The sequence below is a fragment of the Pseudomonas sp. MF6776 genome, from assembly GCF_016613125.1.
Taxonomy (GTDB): Bacteria; Pseudomonadota; Gammaproteobacteria; order Pseudomonadales; family Pseudomonadaceae; genus Aquipseudomonas; species Aquipseudomonas iridis.
The window spans coordinates 161,351-180,638 of the sequence record NZ_JAENSQ010000005.1 but is presented as its reverse complement, the minus strand read 5'-3'; the positions used below and the strand labels follow the sequence as shown (position 1 = coordinate 180,638).

Here is a 19,288-nt window from a genome sequence, read left to right as displayed (position 1 = left end):
ATTAGGTAAAAGTACAAATGACAGAGCCAGTGAAAGTTAAAAAGTGGTCTTACCCAATAAAGATTGGTGGTGCGGGTGGCACAGATCCACAGCAGTATTACGCGGCATTAGCGAAGGCGCAGGATGGTTATTACCCACTTGGCAGCAATGGCTTGTGGCATGGCGGCGTGCATTTTGATGAGGCTTCCGGATTAGTCTCGGCACAGAGCGAGGTTCGTTGCATCGCTGATGGGCAAGTAGTTGCCTATCGGATCGATGACACTTATCCAGCCACGGTATATACCGACCGTAACGCCTTTGCTTCGACAGGCTTTGTGCTGATTAAGCATGTCTTGGAGGTGCCGTCCCCTCCAGCACCACCTGCCGGAGCAGGTGGACCTCCGTCACCTGCTCCAGCTGCGGGACCGATATTGACGTTTTATAGCCTGTATATGCATCTGTTGGACATGGATGGCTACAGGACGAAAACGCCTATGTTGGAGCGGCCGTCATATTGGGTTAATGGAGGCTACCAAGTAAAAGCGGATGTGAAGGATCCCGTCGAGGGCCTGAATGCGCGAGCAGGGCTTCCAGGATCCGCGGATTACACCAATATTCTGACGACTTTGCCCCGTGGAACCACGGTGACCACTGGAGAGGCGAGCACAGATGGGAAATGGCTAAAAGTTGTCAGTGTGACGCCTGAAGCTGATCAGTCCGCGGCTATAGGTGGATGGGTATTCAAAGCCCAAATGAACAGTAAAGGCGGAAATCAGTACCTGATTGGCGAGCTGGCGAAAAACATTCCTGCTAATCAAGCCAAGGGGTTAAGAGTGCGTAGGACCGGTTCGACCACCGGAGAGGTTATGTCGATACTGCCTGCTGGCACTCAGATTGAGATTAGCCAAGAGGGCGCAGTTGGTAACTACCGAAAACTAGTAAAAGTTGTGAGTGGAAATCCAATTCCTGCACTTGCTACTGATGAAGCTGGCAATGTTGGAGGTTATGTATGGTTTCCCTCCCTTGAAACTAAGACTGAACCCCAGGATATGGGGAAGGTCGTTTTGCTCAATGAACCAGTGACCATTAAGGCCGGTGCGCTGGTTGGTTTTGCAGGTCATTATCAAGAGCACGATGAAGGAGCACCTCGCAACCTAGTTCACGTGGAAGTATTCACGTGCGATGACATTGAGAAATTTGTTTCTCTTAGCCAAGGTGCAGCTGCTGCCTTACCAGACGATCAAAAAAATCTGTTAAAGATTCACAAAGATACGAAGCTAATTACTCATCGCTCAGATATAAGTGCGACCAATCCACCACAAGCCAACGACGCCGGTGTGGTGATTGGATATGATCTGGTTGTTCCCTACAGTGTTTTAGAGTCGTTGCCGGATTCAAAAAAAATTAAACAAACTGTCACTACTCCCGGTTCAGGTACTATTCCTTCCGCTTCTAACACTACTCGATGGTGGCATCTCGAAGGATTGCTTGGAGATGCGCAAGGTAAACCTATAAGCGGGTGGGTAGGCGAAAAAGATTTGATTACCACCCGCCATAACCCATGGGAATGGATTGGGTTCAAGTTTATTGAAGAGACCGAGAGTAATGCTGAGCATCTATCTTCATATCTTCATGATCGCGATATGCTCACTGATGAAGAGAAGACTGTTTTCGTTCCTCTCGCCAGTAAGTCGACTAAAGGGCCGGTAAAGGAAGGGCTATACGATATAATTGATACTGATAAGAACGATAAACTGACTTCGAAAGAAATTCAAGCTGCACTCGCTAATCCTTGGTTCGCGCAGTCAATATCGCAGCTTATTACAAAGTGTGAAAGTGAATGGTTTTATGATTCGGAAAAATGGGATGCACTGGATGAGTTAATGGGGCATAGAGCTGATACTCCTAACGTGAATTGGGTTCAACAGAAGAAACGAATTAAAGAACTATCTTGGTGGAAGGAAGTTGCCTCGCAGGAGGGGCTGAGCCCAGATGGTAAAGTCTGGCACATGCATACAGTTGGATTAATAGGGAACTTCTATCAAAAGAAAAAATGCACATGTAATGCTGTCGTAAAGGTCACGAAGTGGCATTCTAATTTCGGTCCCGTAGTATGGGGTGAAGGAAAGCTGGGGGACGCTCCGCAGTGGGCAGCTATCGAAGCGGCTGGGAAGGTTACCGCATTCGAGAAAAAAGTAATTACAGCGATGTGCGAGAATGAAGGGAAAATAAATGCGGTGCAGGCATATGATAGCGAGCTTATAACTGCAGGGGCAATGCAGAAAACAGTCAATCCATTGGGCGAGGGAGAACTTCCAGTTCAAGTTAAAAAATTCAAAGAATTGTATCCTGATGAGTTTTTTGAGTTGTTTGAGAGTCAAGGTTGGTTTCTCGATCTAAGTGGTGAGAAGCCGAGCATGTATTACCAGCATCCGGATTTTTTGGATGGGGAAAAAATTGCGGGTGATGATCTTAAAAAGAAATTGAGGTTAGGTTGCTCGCTAGCAACATACGGGAAGGTTATCGAGTGTAAGCCTGTATCAGTGATGTCCTGTGCAGTCGGCAGCCCTTTATATGTCGAGCTTCAGATTACAGACTTTATAGACCGATTGAGAGATGTTTTGCTGAAAGTGCCAAATACGTATAGTTTTTCAATTGGTAAGGTTTTTCGTTCTGCGTTGGGACAGGCAACGGCTTTGGATGAAAATGTGAATAGACCAGGTAAGGTTGCAGCTAATGTTAAAAAAGCTTTGGATGAATTCTTTTTGCAGAATCCGAACGTCAGCAAAGACATAGCTACTTGGGGAAGTAATCACTCAGTATATGAACGGAAGATTGTGGATATCTACGGGCCGGGTCGCCCTGAAATGACGGATCCGGGACCAAGATTTACTAAATTAAAGGCTGCGCTCAATGTTTAATGTATTTTTTTTATTTGTTCTTTCCAGTTTTGCGTCATTGCAGATGGCTCAAGCAGATCCAAAGGCCATGGAAGTTAAAGGAGTAAAAGGCACTTCCTTGAGTGCTCAAAGCTTCGATAAAAAATACGGTGGATGGCGTGACGTAGAATATAGATCCGCCGCAGTATCGTTCAAAATTTATGCCGTTCCAATTGGGATGGAGCCTTCGGAGGATGGGGTCGTAGCGAACCCTGATGCAGATTCTATTTCTCCTGATAATAGATATTTGATCATTCAACGGACTAATGCTGGGGAGGTAGTGGATGACGAGGGAACTACCATTATTTCTTCACAGGCATATTGTGATGTAATTTCGATGGAGACGGGCTGTATTAAGAACATAGGATCAGCGCAACAGTGTGAAGGGACATGGCAGGATGATAAGTGGAAGACTTCGAGGGGGGAGTTTTTTGATTTTTCTAAAGGAAGTAATTCCCCAAGGCTTTTGATCTCTGATGCCTCGCGGAATACTGAAAGTCAATCGCGCGCTAGTTCTCTGAGGGATCATATTTTCATGGGCGTCCCCTCTTATATGGCATGTTATCCTCCGGAAAAAAATATATCTGAATATAACGACATGGGGTTTTATTTTGCTCAGGGAGGTGAGCATTTTTTGGCAATGCAAGTCTATAATCGTTTATTAGTTGTAGCGCCGGATAGGGTGCCGTTAAAGCTCAACGCTGCCGATTCCTTGTGGGCGCTTGGTAAGATTGACGAGGCAAAAAAGTACTATGCTGAATACCTTGGTGCGATGAAGAAGAAAAATATGGAAAGTAAAATTCCTAGCAGAGTTAAGGAAAGATTGAATTAGTGAAGTTGCGAAAGTAGGCAAGGAAATCGATAATTGAATCAAAGGGGCCCGAACTATTTTTTGAGCTCGACCGCTTTGATCTTGATTGGGAGCTCAAATAGATCTGGCCCGTTTTTCGGTCCGGACTCCACGTTCTGTCCTAGCCCGTTCAGAATTGAACGGATTACTGAGTTTTTTTACGGACGCCAAGGAATGCAGATTTTCAGATTCAGCCTCATTTTTTACTTTCAATACTGTCGCCTGTGGTCATGGCTGAGGGCACGATGATTGCCACCATCCTTCAGGCCGACTTTTCCAAGGATCCGGAAGTCCGGTTGCTTGTCAGAGTCGTTGATGTGGGTGGCGGTTCGGATACCCCTTCCATGGCGGTTCGTAATCAATGCCTGGAGAGGAAGGCGTCCGCAGAACGTCCTGGGCCGGATCCGTGCTTTTCGATAGAGATCACTGAGAGCAATAAGCAACGGGCCATTGTTCGGCAAACGCTATTGAATGATCCTCAGCGCACAACCGACCCTATCTATTTGGAAATTGTTTATCGCTCGGAGGTCAGCGAGAGCGATCCGACGAATCACCATCAGCGATCCGCCACACTGAAGATCGAAGAAAACGGCCTCTACAATTGGAACAATGAGAGCGAACAGGCATTGGCGGACGTTGAGTGGTTTCCCTCGGGAAATGGTGTTCTTGATCTGATGGTTCCTGACGCGGATGCATTGCTGAATTCTGTATATCGGGATCGTATGGGTCGGCTGGACGAAAGCGGTCAGAAAGCACTGAGAGAAACTCAAAGAGCCTGGATGAAGTTTCGAGATGCGGAGTGCCAGGCCGACCCGAAATCGCAAAAATCAGTTTTCGGTGAGTGGTCCGATGCCTGCCTGATTCGCGCGACGATAGAGCGTGCTCGCCAATTGGCTTTGGCACCGGACAAGAGCAGACGTTGAAACGGACAAGCCAGAGCATTCGCGCGAAAGCGTCGACTTGGATGAGCATGAACAAATTTTTCTTTCTCTTTTTTGCGCTATTTCCTTTAGGCGCTCAAAGCGCAGTCACCACCGAATCACTTTGCTTCGAATTATCCCAATCGAGCCCGGTAAAGTTCGAACTCCGTACCTACTACGACGAAGCCAGCAAATGGTCCGGTGGTTTCGTGAAGTACGCCAAATCCAGCGAACCCATTTCCATCGTGTTGACAGATTCCCAGAACGAAATCCTCGATCCGGACGCGCCTTGGCAGCACACCAGAACCTGGTCTGAAGTCGTCAACGGCAAGGTCACGGGTAGCTATGAGTTGATGACTCAAGGCTCACAGATCGTCTCGATGTCTTACACAAAGCAGTCCAACGGTAAGGCTTATAGCTTCGGAATCAGCACCAGCATCGACTCCTCCCTAGAGTCCGGATGCAAGTGGGAATAGGGCGAGTACATGCAATTCAAAACTCTAGCGGTATCACTGCTCGGCCTGATGTGGACGATCCCGGCGTTAGCCGAAACCACCACCATCAGCCCAGCCAAAGGCATCGACGCAACGCTGGTTCTCGAAGGCTCCAAGCTGAACATCGCGGTTAAAAGCGAAACGCACAGCGAGTCGCGAACAATCGATTTTGAAGCCGAAAACGAACTCCACGTGCTGTTAGACGATTTCAATTTCGACGGCGCCCAGGATTTCGCCATCTGGCAGCTGGATGACGGCATGGGTACTTACGACTACTACCGAGTGTTCGTTTATCAAGCGAAAACCGGCACTTTCGAAGAGTTGCAGCCGGACTGCGGCGATGGTTTCGTTAACCTGCGCGTCGACAAAAAACGTAAGACGTTGCTCAGCACTTACTGGGGCATGAACGGACCAGATCAATGCATCATCCGATTCACCAAACGCAAAACCTGAATGACTCAAGGAAGAACACTGTGAACCGTTTTGTTTTTACCCTGCTGGCCGTGCTGCTGCCGGTTTCAGCGGCCTATGCGCAGGATGACTGCAGCCAGGTCACTTCAAGCCTGGAAATGGTGCCGTGTTCAGAGGCGGCGAAGAAGGCTGCCGATGCGCAGTTGAATGTCAGTTACAAGCAGTTGATGACGCGGCTTGAGTCTGACTATCGAGCAGATCCGGCGTTGGGTGCGGAGTACGCGGCGAAGGTTAAAGAGTCGCAGCGTGCGTGGTTGAAATTGCGCGATGCGAACTGTCCATTGGAGGCATTCGAGATCGAGGTGGGTAAGCCTGCTTACGTGGCGGTCAGCAACTTGTGCATCGCCAGAATGAGCCGCGAGCGCTCGGCGTATCTGGACAAGATCGTCCCTGCTCTTGCATCCGACAAGAGCACTTCGACGGCACCCACCAGCGACGCTTGCCCCTCGGAGGAGTTCGCGCCTTTCCTGACAGCGTTTTCCGCCAACAGCGAATCACAGCGCCGTCTGACTGCGATGACGGTCAAGTCGCTGGTGTTGAAACCGGTAGCGGGAAAGGATCGAAGTACCTTTGAGCCTTCGACCTCGGGTGTTAGTGGAGCTACTTTCAACTATCCGCTGATGGCTGCAATCACACCCGGCAAGACACCAGGGGTCGAGATCGAAGAGGTCGATGATAGTCACGTCAATGTGGTGGATAAACGGGCGGGTAACAGCAATATCAAGATCTTCAACTTCTCTCGTCAGGCATGTTGGGTGCTTGAGGGGGTTGAGGATTGGTCGATTAGTGAGAAAGACTTGGTAGTGGCGAGCAAGCCCAAGTTGAGTGTTGAGGAGAACTTCTGCCGCCAACGTGCCAACGCCTTTGGTAATTTGGGAGGACTGGAACAGTACCGTCTCACCGCAGAGCTTTTCGAGGCGTCACTGGAAAATGACCTTTGCGCAGCGCGTTCCGGAGATCCAGAATCCAGTTTGAGTGCGGCAAGTTTGAGCCTTTCGGGCATGGCGCCGCAGTTGCCAACGTATAAATTGGAGGCGTTGATCAAAGCTGCAGCGGCTACTTCGCCCGAAGGCGCACTGATGCTTTCGCTCTATTACTGCGACGGCAACACATTGGCTGGAACAGGTTCATGCCAACATCCAGCGTTGGCTGAAGAATCAATGATCCGGGCTGCGACCATGGGCAGCGTCCACGCGTTGGGTGCTTTAGGCTCCGCTTTCGAGCGGGGGGAACTGGTGACCAAGGATTTGTCCCGCGCTGTGGCCTGTTATGAAATGGGCGCGGCAAAGGGAAACAAAGGATCGATCCATCGTTTGGATGAGTTAAAGAAAAACTCCACCACACCAATCAAACCCAGCTACTGCTACTGACAACCCCCGAAACCCCACGCTTTTCCTTTAAACTCCCCACCCCCAAGGAATGCGCTCAGGACACGGAATGCCAGCCCCCTCGACCTCGCTTCGCCCCGCGCTAGTGCTCTGGCTATACGCCGCTGCGATCGTGCACATACTCGCCGGTCTCACCCTGACCTGGGCCGGGCATTCCGGTTTACTCGACGGCTATCTGCAAGTTCTCGAACTCGCATTCTGGGGCGCCGACCCGGTGCCCGCCGCCGGCCACGAACAACAGGTCTGGTGGCTCGCACTCTTCGGCGCGACGCTGCAAAGTTATTCGCTGTACATGCTTGCGCTGGTGCACATCGGCAATCGTTCGAAAGCGCCGATGGTGTGGGGCTGGTTGATGGCCGGCATCCTGTTATGGGCGCCGCAGGACATGTGGCTGTCAGCGCAACAACAGGTCTGGTCGCATCTGTGGCTCGACGGTTTTGCACTGTTGCTGCTGTTGCCGCCGCTGGTCTGGCTGTATCACCATGACCGCAAAAAATCCCGTCCAGAAAAAGCACCGAACGAGTCCAATCCGTTTACCGGCAGCGCCTACAAACGAGTGCTGATCACCGGCGGAACCGGGTTTATTGGCGAGGCGGTGGTCAATCAATTACTCGACGCCGGCCACACCGTGAGTGTGCTGGCGCGTGATCCGTTGAAAGCGGCGAATCTGTTCGACGGTCGCGTGCGTTGTGTTCGGTCTCTGAGTGAAATCAGCCACGACGAATCCTTCGACGTAGTGATCAATCTCGCCGGCGCCCCCGTCGCCGGACCACGCTGGAGTCCCAAGCGTCAGGCGCAACTGCTCGCCAGTCGAGTCGGCACCACCGAAGCGTTGATGACCTGGCTGAAGAACACCAAGCACAAACCAGCGCTATGGATTCAAGCCTCAGCCATCGGCTTCTACGGCGTGCGCGATGCCAGCGAAAGCCTCGACGAACACGCCAGCAAGGGCGACGGTTTCATGGCCGAACTCTGCGCGCGTTGGGAAGCCGCCGCGCAACCGGCCACTGAATTTGGCGTGCGTCAGGTGGTGTTGCGCCTCGGCGTGGTGTTCGGCCCGGGCGGTGCGTTGTTGCCGCTGCTGATGCCGTTCCGCCTGGGTTTCGGCGGTCGCATGGGCGACGGTCGGCAGATCATGAGCTGGGTGCATCGCGACGATGTGCTTCAGGTAATCGCGCGGGCCTTCGACGATGAAAGTTTGCGCGGCACTTACAACATGGTCGCGCCCGAAACGATCAGTCAGGCAGCATTCGCCGAGCAGGCCGGCAAGGTCCTCAAGCGTCCGGTGTGGTTCCACATTCCCGCCGCGCCAGTGCGTGCATTGGCGGGGGAGATGGCGCAGTTGTTCTTCGACGGTCAGCGCGTGGTGCCGCAGCGTTTGACCGAGGCTGGCTACAAATTCCGTTACCCAACTCTCGACGCCGCTCTGCGCGATCTGACCTGAGGATCGCTCATGAGCAAGCCCTTGATGTACCTGCTGGCCGGCAACGGCAGCGCCGCCGATTGGTGGGACGATGCGTTGCCGCACTTTCAGCGCTACGACGTGGTGCCGCTGGAGTTGCCGGGCTTCGGCGCCAATCCGCAGCCACCCTGCGAGGAACTGGCGGACTACGCGCAGACCTTGCTGGCGATGACGGAGCAGGGCAGTGCGATCATGGCGGTCGGGGTCAATGCCTTGCTGGTGCTGCATGCGTTGCAACGTCGGCCCGGGCACTTTTCTCGCAGTGTTTTGCTGGCGCCGGTCGGGGCGTTTTTGTGGCAGCGTCGCTTGCCGGCATTGATGTCGCCGCTGCCGATCCGCAAGACCATTCACTGGTTGCTGTCGAATAAACCCACGCTGTTCGCGCGCAAGTTCTCCAACCAGACCTGGACGCCCGCGCAGTACCAACGCATGGGCGCCGGCTATGCGCGCTGTCGTGCGTTTGTGCCGCACTGGGATCTGATTCGTGCCGATACTGCGCTGCCGCTGCTGGAGTGGATCACCGATCCGGTCGAGCTGGTTTGGGGAGATCAGGACAACGTGCTGGGCATCGAGCAAGCGGCGGCGTGGTCGGCGATTCTGGCCCGCGCTGATCTGACCATCAGCCTCAAACCCGGTTGGGGGCATTACCCGTGGATCGACGCGCCCGCGCAGTTCGCGCAGTGGCTGGAGTCGGGCGAGCGCGGGTTTGTTGCGCACACCAAGGGCGGGCGTTTGCGCTTGGCTGAACTGGCCCGGCAACCGGTGCCGGCGGCGCTGACGCTTAACGATTGCGCTGATCCGCGTCTGCCGGCGTTTCTCGCCGCCCAATCCGACGTGACCTGGGCGGTGCGCTCCTCCAGTTATGGCGAAGATCAGGCCGACTCGGCCAACGCCGGTTTGAGCACGACTTACCTGCGCGAGCCGACCGCCAACGTGCCAAATCGCATCGCTGAATTGACCGCCGAAGGCGTCGAGGAAGTGGTGGTGCAGCGCTTCATCACGCCGCTAGTGTCCGGGATAGCTTTCGTGCGACATCTCTCGGTAGAACTCGAATGGGTTGAAGGCCATCTCGAATCGCTCGCCGACGGTCACGCCAGTCCCTCGCGGGTAACGCTTTCGCGGCTCGGCGATGCGTGGCGCAGCGGCACATTCACGCCATCCCACGGCTTGACCGAAGACCTGCTCTGGCACTTTCTGCAAGACGTGTTGCGGGTGTTCCACTACGTGCCCGGCGACGTCGAATGGGCCTGGGACGGCTCACAACTGTGGCTGCTGCAATACCGGCCGATCAGCGATTACGGCTGGCGCCGGCACCTCACCGCTGCCAACATCGCGGAGATCCTGCCGCCGCAACCGAGCGTTTTTGTCGAGTACGCTCAGCGCCGCGCGGCAGCGAGTATTCCGGCGATCATGGCGCGGTGGGATGCGCGAGTGTTGCAGGACAACGAGCCGTTCACCGCTGTGTTCGGCGGCGCGTCCTACATCAACAACGACCTGTTCCTCGCCCGACTCGCCGACTGGGGCATCAGCGCCAGCAACTATGCCGGTGAAGTCGGCGGCGCGACCCCGCATCTGCCGTGGCAACCGCTGAAAATGCTGCGTTCGCTACCGCTGTTCCTGCGCATGCAGCGTATTGCCCGTGGTCATCTGCTGACCCTTGAGCGTGGCTTGCAGCGCTTCGATCAAGAGCTTGCCGAACTCGTCGCCCAAGGTGCCGACGGCCAACAATTGGCGGACTGGTTCACCCGGTTTTACGTGTTTGTGGTGCAAGGCAATCTGTGCATCGCCACGGCACTGGCCAGCAGTGGCGGCGACTGGCTGGGCCGCCCGCCGACCGCGTACGACAACCTTGAAAACAGTCCGCATCGATTGCCTTGGGAGACCGATCCGGCCACCCCTCGGCCAGCGGCGAGCGAATTGCCGCTCCAGCCATTCCCGCAATGGTCAGGGTTGATCCGCCTCGCTCATTCCACTGGACTACCGGGCCTGCGCGGCTACTACCTGCAAGTGCGCGAGTGGTATCGCGATAACCTGATGCGGATATTTTTCCGCCTGCATCACGCGATGCCGCCGGCGGATCGCGAGCACTGGTTCGCGCCGCATCTCGACATTCGCAGCCGCGACGGTAGCTTCTGGCAGGACGGTCGTGAAGGATCGGAGCAGGCCACCGGGTTCATGATTTATCCGGGGCAGGTGCGGGGTGTTCTCGGGAAGGACATTTTGCTGGAGGACACGCTCGATCCCGGGCGACATGCGCACTATCAAGCTGCGCGGGCGGTGATTGCGCGGATGGGTGGGCGGTTGTCGCATGGCTCGACGTTGTTGCGTGAATTGCGCAAGCCGTCGGCGGTGATGCCACAGGTTGATCCGGCGTGGGTGGGGTGTGAGGTGGTGTATCGGGATGGGGAATTGGAATTGATCAATTCGAAGGATATGAAGTGAGCATTCAAGGCTTTCGCGGGTTGCTCTTCGGCTTGTTTGCGCTTGCACAAGCGGGCTATGGCGTTGCCGCAGATACCGTGCTGCTCGGTAACGCGCCCGGCCAGTCGACCATTGCCAGTGGCCCTGCCGAGACCGTTGTCGACATGGACTCTTGCCGCTTTTCCATGCAGCTGGTGCAGGACCAATGGTTGACGTTCGACGATTTCTATCCGGTGTTTGTCGCGGCCAAACAACTACCCAAACCCTCCAGCGCCCCCCGGCTGTGGCAAGCGCAAACGTCCAGTGGCGCCGAGTGGCACTTCGAGAAACCTGCCAACCTCAGTCAGCCGTGGTTTGGCCTGATGTGTGAAAACACTGAGTACTTTTCCCTTCTCACCGACTGGAAACCTCCAGAGGACGACGCGTTTGCGGTGCAAGTCCTGCGTGATGACAACGACCGGAAGTGCCCGGCGACGCTCACCGATCAGGGCTGGGTGCCCAATTCGCTGGCGGGTCGCGCGAACACCTATACCTTCGAGCAATGGGGCGGGGAGAAGTCGTCGGGTTTCATCTTCGGTTTCCACGACAAGTCACGACGCCATATCACCCGCGTCGCCTTTTGCCTGCTGCGGGGCAAAGACGTGCTGATCGGCTCGGCGGAATCAGGCTCAGCCACGCCGTTGTCGATCAGCGCCCAAGGGTTCGAACAGATCAAGACAGCGGTGCGTGGCATTGCCTTCCAATGAACATCCCGACGGTATGTCGCATATATGGAGTTACAGCGTGAAAGGATTTTCGGTTTTACTCAGCGGCATCTTGTTGTTCGCCGCTTCACTGGCATTCGCCGCCGACCCCGACTTCAAGGATTATCCCGTCGCGCCAATTTTCAGTGGCCCCCACCATGCGCTGGTGCCGCAGGAAAACAGCAATCCGGTGATGGACAGTGCGCGAGCGAAGGCCTTGAAAGGCAAGGTCAACTTCGCCGGCCATTACATTCTCAATCCGCTGGGTTGTGGCGGCGGTGCCATCTGCGCCGAAGTCCTCGATGCACAAACCGGAGAAGTCGCTGGCGGCCTGCCGAATGCCTACGACGGCAGCACGTTCGCCATGCTCTACCAACCTGACAGCCGCTTGATCCTTATTTCCGGCATCACCCTCGACGGTGAAGAAGATGCCCAGGGGAATTCGCTAGAAAGCGTCAACCGGGATCGCTACTACGAGTTTGTGAGCAACGAATTCCGGCTGCTGAGCATGACCGACGCGGAATCGCCGCCGCTTGATTAAGGATGATGGGATGAACCGTTTTTTCATTCGGCCCGTGCTGAGTGTGCTTCTGCTTTTGCCTTACGCCATGCCGGCGATTGCCAGTGAGGGTAGTTGCTATGGCTACCTCACCGAAATGGTCAGGAGCAGCGACTTCCCGTTTCAGTACGTCGGCAAGGACAAGGTCAATCTGCTTATCGACGACGATGACGGTGAAACCGTTCGAGCGCAGTTGTTCTTTGACACCGACGGCACCGGCACCATTGGCTGGATCAAATACACCCCGGCAACGCGCGTGTTGCTCAATACCTCGGCGGAACTGGACGAGCCGGTGGAATTGTCTTTCGACGCCAGGTTCGCCGATGGCTACGCAAATTGTCTGACGGAAAAACCGGCCGGATAACGGCGAAAAGGAATTCCCGATGAATCAGTTCTATCTCGCGGGCAGCCTGTCGTTGCTGCTCTCTGCGCCGGCGTTCGCTGCGCCGGCAGATGCTTATAGGTACGTGTAGGAGAGGTGTGACTTGGTAGTCATCGTGCAGGAAAATAACAGCATCCTCTTCCAACGTTTGCCAATAGTGGCGTTATCGCCCGAATCCCTTACACTGCCCCGGCCGTTCATTTTTCTTTTGAGGCTGTGCGCATGAAATTTCGTTTTCTTCTGTGGATGCTGGGTTTGTTGATGGGTAAGGCCAGCCGGACAAATCCCGCGTTCCAGCAGCAGTTGGGGGACAAGGATCTGGTGTTTCAGATGCAGACGCTGGACGGGAAGGTGGCGCGGCATTTCGTGGTGAAGAATCAGCGGATTACCAGCAAGTCTGGCGCAGTGGCAGAGCCGGCGTTTGCGATTGCGTTTAAAGATGCGGGTTATGGCTTTGCCACGATGCAGGCGAAGAACAAGCAGTTGGCGTTTATGCAGGGGATTCAGGACAAGTCGATCCAGATCAAGGGCAATCCGGCGCTGGTGATGTGGTTTCAGGGGTTGATGAAGTATTTGAAGCCGAGGAAGGCCAAGCCTAAGGCTTGATACACGGGCTTGAGTCGAAAGGTTGTTGTGGTGAGACAGATAGATTGAGTTGGATTCATCGCGGGCAAGCCCGCTCCCACAGGGATCGCATAGATCTTGTGGGAGCGGGCTTGCCCGCGATGCGTTTAGGCCTGGCTGAACTGCGAGGCCAGTTCGCGTAGGAGGACTTCGGCTTCGAGGACTTTGCTGACGACGTCGTTGGCTTTTTCGCGGGTCAGGCCGACGCGTTCTAGCAGGGCGTCGGGGATGTCTTCATCCGGGCCGGAGCCGATGCCACGGCTACGCAGCAGGCGTACGGCCAAACACACGAGGTTCGGGTATTCGGCGTAGGCGCCGTCGTAGCTTGGGTCGTGCTGGAAGCGCAGGGCGGTGGCCAGTTCGTCCGGCATGTCCCAGTAGCGCATCAGCCACGAGCCGATCTGTTCGCGGCTGATGCCCAGCAGGTGTTGCTCGATGTAGCTGTGGCACAGGTGCGGGTTGACCTCAAGGTGACGGCAGATCAGCGAGAAGTGCGGCGGGAACACATGGGCCAGCAGCAGGTAGCCGAAGTTGTGCAGCAGACCGGCAAGGTAAGTCAGGCCGGCTTCCGGGCGCTGGGCGCGCGGCATGGCGCGGGTCAGGCCTTCGATGACGGCAGCGGTGTAGATCGACTGCTGCCAGTACGGCGTGGTTTGTTGTGGGTGGTCTTTCGGCAGGCTCAATGTCTTGCCGAGGGCCAGGCCCAGCGCGAGGTTGATCACCAGATCGAAACCGAGCACGCGGACGATCGCGTCTTCCACCGAACGAATTTTGCCCGGCGAGGCGTAGTACGGCGACGCCGCCCAGCTCACCACTTGCGCGGCCAGCGCAGGGTCGGTTTCGACCACGCCGGTGATGTCGTCGATGGTGGCATTCGGGTCGACGCGCAGCTTGATGATCTTCTGTGCGGTTTCGGCCAGCGGCGGAATTTCGATGGTTGCTTCCAGTCGCTGCTGGATGCGTCGCGCGGTGAACGCCTGCACAGCCTGAGTGATTTCCTTGCGGTCGTCATCCGGGCGGTCGAGGTTCGGACGAATGCTGGTCAGGTTCTCGCCGAAGTTGGCGGCGCTGGCCTTGGTGAGCATGGTCTTGAAGTGTTCGCTGGTGATTTCCAGCAGCACGCCCGGTTCGCCGGAGTTGATCAGCAACTTCGGCTCGCGCAGCAGGCTTTCTTCGTAAAGGCATGGCGAACTGGTCAGCGCCGGCAGCCCTGGCAACAGGCTCAGGCTGTGTTTGCCGAGCATTTTTTGCAGGCGCTCAGTCGACACGGCGGTCAGACGACGGCCCGTCAGTTCGGCGAGGCGATTGAGATCGAGCAGTTGGCTCTGTGGAAATAGCACCATCAGCGCGCCGACAGCGTCGTCCAGCAACACGGCCTGGACCTTGCGCGATGCATTCAGGCCGTGGTGGTCGAGCACTTCTTCGTAGGCGATCCCGAGCTTGTCCAGCAGCAGCCGAATAACAGACGGAGCGTGCGGGGATTCGGTGGCGAGAGCAGCTTCGGTCATGGTCTGGATCCGTTTTTGAAACAAGTGCTGGAGTATAACCAGCTCTGTAAGAGCAGGCTGTCAGAAACTGCGACGGTGCTCACACTTGGCCATATTGCTGCCCGTGGCGCAGCCACCGGTCGAGCAAGGGGCTGACGTGGGTCGGCCAGCGTTCCAGCAAGGCTTGGGCGGCGTCGCGCACGGCGGGCAGCAAGTCGGCATCGCGCATCAGGTCGGCGACTTTGAATTGCAGCAGACCGGTCTGACGGGTGCCGAGCATTTCGCCGGGGCCGCGCAGTTCGAGGTCTTTTTCGGCGATAACGAAACCGTCGTTGGTCTCGCGCATGATGCCCAGACGCTGGCGGCCGATCTGCGACAGCGGCGGATGGTAGAGCAGCACGCAATGGCTGGCCGCACTGCCTCGGCCAACGCGACCGCGCAATTGGTGCAGTTGCGCCAGGCCCAGGCGCTCCGGGTTTTCGATGATCATCAGGCTGGCGTTCGGGACGTCGACGCCGACTTCGATCACCGTGGTTGCGACCAGCAATTGCAGGTTGCCGGCCTTGAATTCGGCCATCACCGCGGCTTTCTCGACGGGTTTCATGCGGCCGTGGATCAGCCCGACTTTCAGTTCGCCAAGGGCGGCAGTGAGGTCTTCGAAGGTGGTTTCGGCGGCCTGACAGGTCAGCTCTTCGGATTCTTCAATCAGCGTGCATACCCAGTAGGCCTGACGCCCTTCGGCGCAGGCGCCACGGACCCGTTCGATGACTTCGACGCGGCGAGTGTCAGTGACCAGCACAGTGTTGACCGGGGTTCGCCCGGGCGGTAATTCGTCGAGGATCGAGGTGTCGAGGTCGGCGTAGGCGCTCATCGCCAACGTGCGCGGAATCGGCGTGGCGGTCATGATCAGTTGATGCGGGCACATGCGCCCGCCGACACCTTTCTGCCGCAACGCCAGACGTTGCTGCACGCCGAAGCGGTGTTGCTCGTCGATGATCACCAGCGCGAGGTTCTTGAACTTCACCTCTTCCTGAAACAGTGCATGCGTGCCCACCACCATCGGCGTGCCGCTGGCAATTTGCTCCAGCGCGGCGACGCGATTTTTGCCTTTGAGCTTGCCGGCCAGCCACGCGACTTCAATGCCCAGCGGTTCGAGCCAGCGCTTGAAGGTGATGAAGTGTTGTTCCGCGAGGATTTCGGTCGGGGCCATCAACGCGACTTGGTACCCGGCCTCCAGCGCTTGCAGCGCGGCGAGGGCGGCGACCACGGTTTTACCCGCGCCAACGTCACCCTGAATCAGCCGCAGCATCGGTTCGTGCTGACTGAGGTCGTAGGCGATTTCGTTCCCGACCCGCTGCTGGGCGCCGGTCGGGGCGAAGCCGAGGTTGGCCAGGTATTTGGGCGGCAGTTTTTCCGCTTTCGGCATGGCTGGCGCGCGCAGGGAACGCATGCTTTCGCGCAGACGTTGCTGCGACAGTTGATGCGTCAGCAGTTCTTCGAAGGCGAGGCGATGCTGGGCCCAGTGATGACCGAGGGCGAGTTCGTCGACGTCGGCATCGGCGGGCGGGTTGTGCAGGTAGCGGATCGCATCGGCCAGTGGCGCGAGTTGATAGTCGCGGGCCAGTTCGGTCGGCAGCCAGTCGGGCAGGCTGGTCGGGCCGAGCAGGGTCAAGGTCTGCATGCACAGTTGACGCAGGCGCGCTTGGGTCAGGCCTTCGGTCAGCGGATAGACCGGAGTGAGGGTTTCATCCACCGGCGGCGGCTCGTCGCCCGTGATGGCGCGGTATTCCGGGTGGTAGATCTCCAGTCCCGACGCACCGGGCCGGGCTTCGCCGTAGCAGCGAATGCGCGTGCCGCGCTTGAGGCCTTCTTTCTGCGCGTTGCTGAAATGGTAGAAGCGCAAGCTCAGGCCGCCCGTGCCGTCCTGCAAGCGCACGACGAGGCTGCGGCGACGGCCCATGACCACGTCGGCGCCGCTGACAGTGCCTTCGACCACGGCATCCTGTCCCGGCCGCAAGTGGCCGATCGGCACCACGCGGGTGCGATCCTGATAGCGCAGTGGCAGGTGGAACAGCACGTCCTGGAGATTCTCCAGACCGACCTTGGCCAATTTCTCGGCCATGGCTTCGCCGACACCCTTGAGTGCCGTCACCGACACTTGCGACAGCTCTGTCATGACGCTCGCTTAACCGGCTGTAACCGGTGCCGCTGGCTTGGCCACCGAGCACAGGCGAATGGAGTCGGCGAGAATTTCGATGGCTTTGGGCCGTGGGAAACTCGCGCGCCAGGCAATCGCCACGGTGCGGAATGGCACCGGCGGCGACAAGGGCCGCACTTCGATCACGCCCGGGGCGTAGTGGTGGCTGTCGACCGCCGACAACGGCAGGATCGAGATGCCCAGACCGGAGGCGACCATGTGGCGAATGGTTTCCAGCGAGCTGGATTCGACCGTGGTGTGCTTGGCGCCGTCACTGCCCTTGGTCAGGGTCGGGCAGGCTTCCAGTACTTGATCGCGGAAGCAGTGGCCTTCGCCGAGCAGCAACAGGCTCTTGTCGTTGAGCAGGCCGGCGTCAATGGTTTCTTTCTGGGTCCACGGGTGCTGCGCTGGCATCAAGACGTAAAACGGCTCGTCATAGAGTTGCAGGGTCAGCACGTCGGCTTCGTTGAACGGCAAGGCGATGATGATCGCGTCGAGTTCGCCGTTGCGCAGTTTGTCGCGCAGCACGTGGGTAAAGTTTTCTTCGATATACAACGGCATCTGCGGGGCGACCCGGTGCAGTTGTGGAATCAGGTGTGGAAACAGGTACGGGCCAACGGTGTAGATCGCGCCGACTTTCAGCGGAGCGGTCAGCTGGTTCTTGCCGGCTTGGGCCAGCTCACGAATGCCTTGGGCCTGTTCCAGTACTTTTTGCGCCTGGGCGACGATGCCTTCGCCGACCGGCGTCACACGCACGGCACTCTTGCTGCGCTCGAAAATCAGCACACCGAGTTCGTCTTCAAGTTTCTTCACGCCCACCGACAGGGTCGGTTGGCTGACGTGGCATTTTTCGGCGGCGTGGCCGAAATGCTGCTCTTGGGCGAGGGTGACGATGTAGCGTAATTCTGTGAGGGTCATAGCAAGCGTCCATGAAGATGCGGGCCAAGCATACCGGCTGCAATCGATAGACGCACGTTATCAGACTGAGGGAGGAGTGCGACACAGGGCAATGCCGGTTTGCCGTGCATAGATATGCAAAAGGCACCTTTCAGTGCCTTTTTGGCTGGATCTATCGGCTTGCGGATAGCCACTGCGGGAGCGAGCCTGCTCGCGAAAGCGGTGTGCCAGAAAAAATATGCGGGCTGACACGGCCTCTTCGCGAGCAGGCTCGCTCCCACAGGTATTGCGGTGTGTCTTAGCGACGGCGTTCCAGCGAGTAAACAAACGGCGCAACAATTTCAATCGAGCCATTGGTCAACATGTCGGCCGGCGGTTTGGGCAGCGGTTGTGCGCGGCGGATCATTTCCAGGGTGGCCCGGTCCAGATCTGCGTTGCCGGAGCGGCCCACCAGTTCGAACGACAGCACGTTGCCCTCGCCATCAACCACGAAACGCAGACGATTCAAGCCTTCCTTGCCCCGAGCCTGTGCGCTTTGCGGGTACTTTTTGTACTTGGCCAAATGCGCAAGCAGGGTGCCTTGCCAGCTGGCCTTGGCAGCCATCTGGGCTGGCGACGGGCCTGGCGCAGGTTGAGCGGATTTCTCCGTTGGCGCCTGAGTCGGTTGTGTGTCGGCCGGTTTTTCCTCGGAAGGTTTTTCCTTCGGCGGATCGGGCAGCTTTTTCTCGACAGGCTTCGGCGGTTTAGGCTTCGGCTTCGGTTTTGGTTTCTGCACCGCGATTTCGGCTTTCGGTGCTTCGGCCAGTTTCGGAATCGGCAGTTCTTCAACCGGAGCCGGTGGTTGCGGCGGGGTGACGACTTTTGGCGGAGCTGGCGGTGGCGGGGCTGGAACCGGAGCCAGCTCGACCATCATTGCCTGGGGAGGCAGTTCGATGGGAGGGCGGGTGGTCCAGTTCAGCGCCAGCGCGATGGCCAGCGCGTGAACGCCCAGCACCACGGCCAGGCTACCGCTGTAACGCGTCAGCTTATGGCGCGTCGTGATCATTTTTTGACTGCGCTCTCGAGCCCGACCAGACCGACCTTCAGGTAACCCGCGGCACGCAGGTTATCCATCACGCTCATCAGGTCGCCGTAATCCACGCCTTTGTCGGCCTGGAAGAAGATGGTGGTGTCTTTCTTGCCTTTGGTTCTGGCGTCGAGGGTGGCGCCCAGTGTTTCAGGCTTCACTTCGTCTTCGCCGAGGAACAGGCGCTGATCAGCCTTGACGCTGAGGAACACCGGTTTCTCTGGCCGCGGCGCCGGCTTGGCGGTCGAGGCGGGCAGGTCGACTTTGATATCTACAGTGGCCAACGGCGCGGCCACCATGAAGATGATCAACAGCACCAGCATCACGTCGATGAACGGCGTAACGTTGATTTCGTGGTTCTCGGCCAGATCGTCGTCTGCGCCTTCTTTCAAATGCAGGCCCATGGCCG

At 57.1% G+C, this 19,288-nt stretch carries 17 protein-coding genes; 12 read left to right on the top strand and 5 right to left on the bottom strand.

The genetic code is table 11. The features are described from left to right. The first annotated feature begins 17 nt into the window (after positions 1 to 17). The 12 genes from JJD74_RS30760 to JJD74_RS07830 all read left to right on the top strand — a co-directional run bounded on the left by JJD74_RS30760 (position 18) and on the right by JJD74_RS07830 (position 13,214). Positions 18 to 2,900: a hypothetical protein gene (locus tag JJD74_RS30760; RefSeq protein WP_234451684.1), complete on the top strand. Its 2,883-nt coding sequence runs from the start codon at positions 18 to 20 to the stop codon at positions 2,898 to 2,900. After that, entirely contained in the window at positions 2,893 to 3,750 is an 858-nt protein-coding gene (locus JJD74_RS07880; RefSeq protein ID WP_200612714.1) for a tetratricopeptide repeat protein, read from the top strand. The genes JJD74_RS30760 and JJD74_RS07880 overlap by 8 nt, the downstream gene beginning before the upstream one ends. Positions 3,751 to 4,013: 263 nt before the next feature. Then, positions 4,014 to 4,691: a lysozyme inhibitor LprI family protein gene (locus JJD74_RS07875; protein WP_200612710.1), complete on the top strand. Its 678-nt coding sequence runs from the start codon at positions 4,014 to 4,016 to the stop codon at positions 4,689 to 4,691. Between the two features lie 47 nt (positions 4,692 to 4,738). Continuing rightward, positions 4,739 to 5,164, top strand: coding sequence for a hypothetical protein (locus JJD74_RS07870; protein ID WP_200612693.1), 426 nt, complete (start codon positions 4,739 to 4,741; stop codon positions 5,162 to 5,164). A gap of 9 nt (positions 5,165 to 5,173) precedes the next feature. Further along, positions 5,174 to 5,635 carry an XAC2610-related protein gene (locus JJD74_RS07865; protein ID WP_200612690.1) on the top strand — a complete coding sequence of 154 codons (462 nt, stop codon included), beginning with the start codon at positions 5,174 to 5,176 and terminating at the stop codon, positions 5,633 to 5,635. A 20-nt stretch (positions 5,636 to 5,655) separates the two neighbouring features. Continuing rightward, on the top strand, positions 5,656 to 7,023 hold the full coding sequence (locus tag JJD74_RS07860) for a lysozyme inhibitor LprI family protein (protein ID WP_200612687.1): 1,368 nt from the start codon (positions 5,656 to 5,658) through the stop codon (positions 7,021 to 7,023). A gap of 67 nt (positions 7,024 to 7,090) precedes the next feature. Continuing rightward, complete coding sequence (locus JJD74_RS07855) at positions 7,091 to 8,485, top strand: TIGR01777 family oxidoreductase (RefSeq protein ID WP_200612684.1); 1,395 nt, start codon at positions 7,091 to 7,093, stop codon at positions 8,483 to 8,485. Positions 8,486 to 8,494: 9 nt separating this feature from the next. Then, a complete protein-coding gene (locus JJD74_RS07850; RefSeq protein WP_200612681.1) occupies positions 8,495 to 10,945 on the top strand; it encodes an alpha/beta fold hydrolase in 2,451 nt (816 codons plus the stop codon). Further along, the gene (locus JJD74_RS07845) at positions 10,942 to 11,670 is read left to right on the top strand and encodes a hypothetical protein (RefSeq protein WP_200612678.1); all 729 of its coding nucleotides are present in this window, start codon (positions 10,942 to 10,944) and stop codon (positions 11,668 to 11,670) included. The genes JJD74_RS07850 and JJD74_RS07845 overlap by 4 nt, the downstream gene beginning before the upstream one ends. 37 nt (positions 11,671 to 11,707) lie before the next feature. Beyond that, positions 11,708 to 12,208 carry a hypothetical protein gene (locus JJD74_RS07840; protein ID WP_200612662.1) on the top strand — a complete coding sequence of 167 codons (501 nt, stop codon included), beginning with the start codon at positions 11,708 to 11,710 and terminating at the stop codon, positions 12,206 to 12,208. Positions 12,209 to 12,218: 10 nt separating this feature from the next. Continuing rightward, positions 12,219 to 12,590, top strand: a complete 372-nt coding sequence (locus JJD74_RS07835) for a hypothetical protein (protein ID WP_200612659.1) — start codon at positions 12,219 to 12,221, stop codon at positions 12,588 to 12,590. Between the two features lie 240 nt (positions 12,591 to 12,830). After that, complete coding sequence (locus JJD74_RS07830; protein ID WP_200612656.1) at positions 12,831 to 13,214, top strand: helicase; 384 nt, start codon at positions 12,831 to 12,833, stop codon at positions 13,212 to 13,214. Between the two features lie 125 nt (positions 13,215 to 13,339). On the opposite strand, the gene JJD74_RS07825 is transcribed toward JJD74_RS07830, so the two are convergent. The 5 genes from JJD74_RS07825 to exbD all read right to left on the bottom strand — a co-directional run bounded on the left by JJD74_RS07825 (position 13,340) and on the right by exbD (position 19,283). Next, complete coding sequence (locus JJD74_RS07825) at positions 13,340 to 14,740, bottom strand: aminoacyl-tRNA deacylase and HDOD domain-containing protein (protein ID WP_115146639.1); 1,401 nt, start codon at positions 14,738 to 14,740, stop codon at positions 13,340 to 13,342. Between the two features lie 79 nt (positions 14,741 to 14,819). Further along, positions 14,820 to 16,895: an ATP-dependent DNA helicase RecG gene (gene recG / locus JJD74_RS07820; RefSeq protein ID WP_047304172.1), complete on the bottom strand. Its 2,076-nt coding sequence runs from the start codon at positions 16,893 to 16,895 to the stop codon at positions 14,820 to 14,822. A gap of 9 nt (positions 16,896 to 16,904) precedes the next feature. Continuing rightward, a complete protein-coding gene (locus JJD74_RS07815; RefSeq protein WP_042561765.1) occupies positions 16,905 to 17,834 on the bottom strand; it encodes a hydrogen peroxide-inducible genes activator in 930 nt (309 codons plus the stop codon). A 277-nt stretch (positions 17,835 to 18,111) separates the two neighbouring features. Next, a complete protein-coding gene (locus tag JJD74_RS07810; RefSeq protein WP_042561764.1) occupies positions 18,112 to 18,858 on the bottom strand; it encodes a TonB family protein in 747 nt (248 codons plus the stop codon). Next, positions 18,855 to 19,283 (bottom strand): TonB system transport protein ExbD, encoded by a 429-nt coding sequence (gene exbD / locus JJD74_RS07805; protein WP_042561763.1) that lies wholly within the window; start codon positions 19,281 to 19,283, stop codon positions 18,855 to 18,857. The genes JJD74_RS07810 and exbD overlap by 4 nt, the downstream gene beginning before the upstream one ends. Positions 19,284 to 19,288: the final 5 nt, after the last annotated feature.

Coding starts and splice junctions, on each gene's coding strand:
- JJD74_RS30760 (WP_234451684.1), top strand. CDS start 18: ATGACAGAGCCAGTGAAAGTTAAAAAGTGGTCTTACCCAATAAAGATT.
- JJD74_RS07880 (WP_200612714.1), top strand. CDS start 2,893: ATGTTTAATGTATTTTTTTTATTTGTTCTTTCCAGTTTTGCGTCATTG.
- JJD74_RS07875 (WP_200612710.1), top strand. CDS start 4,014: ATGATTGCCACCATCCTTCAGGCCGACTTTTCCAAGGATCCGGAAGTC.
- JJD74_RS07870 (WP_200612693.1), top strand. CDS start 4,739: ATGAACAAATTTTTCTTTCTCTTTTTTGCGCTATTTCCTTTAGGCGCT.
- JJD74_RS07865 (WP_200612690.1), top strand. CDS start 5,174: ATGCAATTCAAAACTCTAGCGGTATCACTGCTCGGCCTGATGTGGACG.
- JJD74_RS07855 (WP_200612684.1), top strand. CDS start 7,091: ATGCCAGCCCCCTCGACCTCGCTTCGCCCCGCGCTAGTGCTCTGGCTA.
- JJD74_RS07850 (WP_200612681.1), top strand. CDS start 8,495: ATGAGCAAGCCCTTGATGTACCTGCTGGCCGGCAACGGCAGCGCCGCC.
- JJD74_RS07835 (WP_200612659.1), top strand. CDS start 12,219: ATGAACCGTTTTTTCATTCGGCCCGTGCTGAGTGTGCTTCTGCTTTTG.
- JJD74_RS07830 (WP_200612656.1), top strand. CDS start 12,831: ATGAAATTTCGTTTTCTTCTGTGGATGCTGGGTTTGTTGATGGGTAAG.
- JJD74_RS07825 (WP_115146639.1), bottom strand. CDS start 14,740: ATGACCGAAGCTGCTCTCGCCACCGAATCCCCGCACGCTCCGTCTGTT.
- recG (WP_047304172.1), bottom strand. CDS start 16,895: ATGACAGAGCTGTCGCAAGTGTCGGTGACGGCACTCAAGGGTGTCGGC.
- JJD74_RS07815 (WP_042561765.1), bottom strand. CDS start 17,834: ATGACCCTCACAGAATTACGCTACATCGTCACCCTCGCCCAAGAGCAG.
- JJD74_RS07810 (WP_042561764.1), bottom strand. CDS start 18,858: ATGATCACGACGCGCCATAAGCTGACGCGTTACAGCGGTAGCCTGGCC.
- exbD (WP_042561763.1), bottom strand. CDS start 19,283: ATGGGCCTGCATTTGAAAGAAGGCGCAGACGACGATCTGGCCGAGAAC.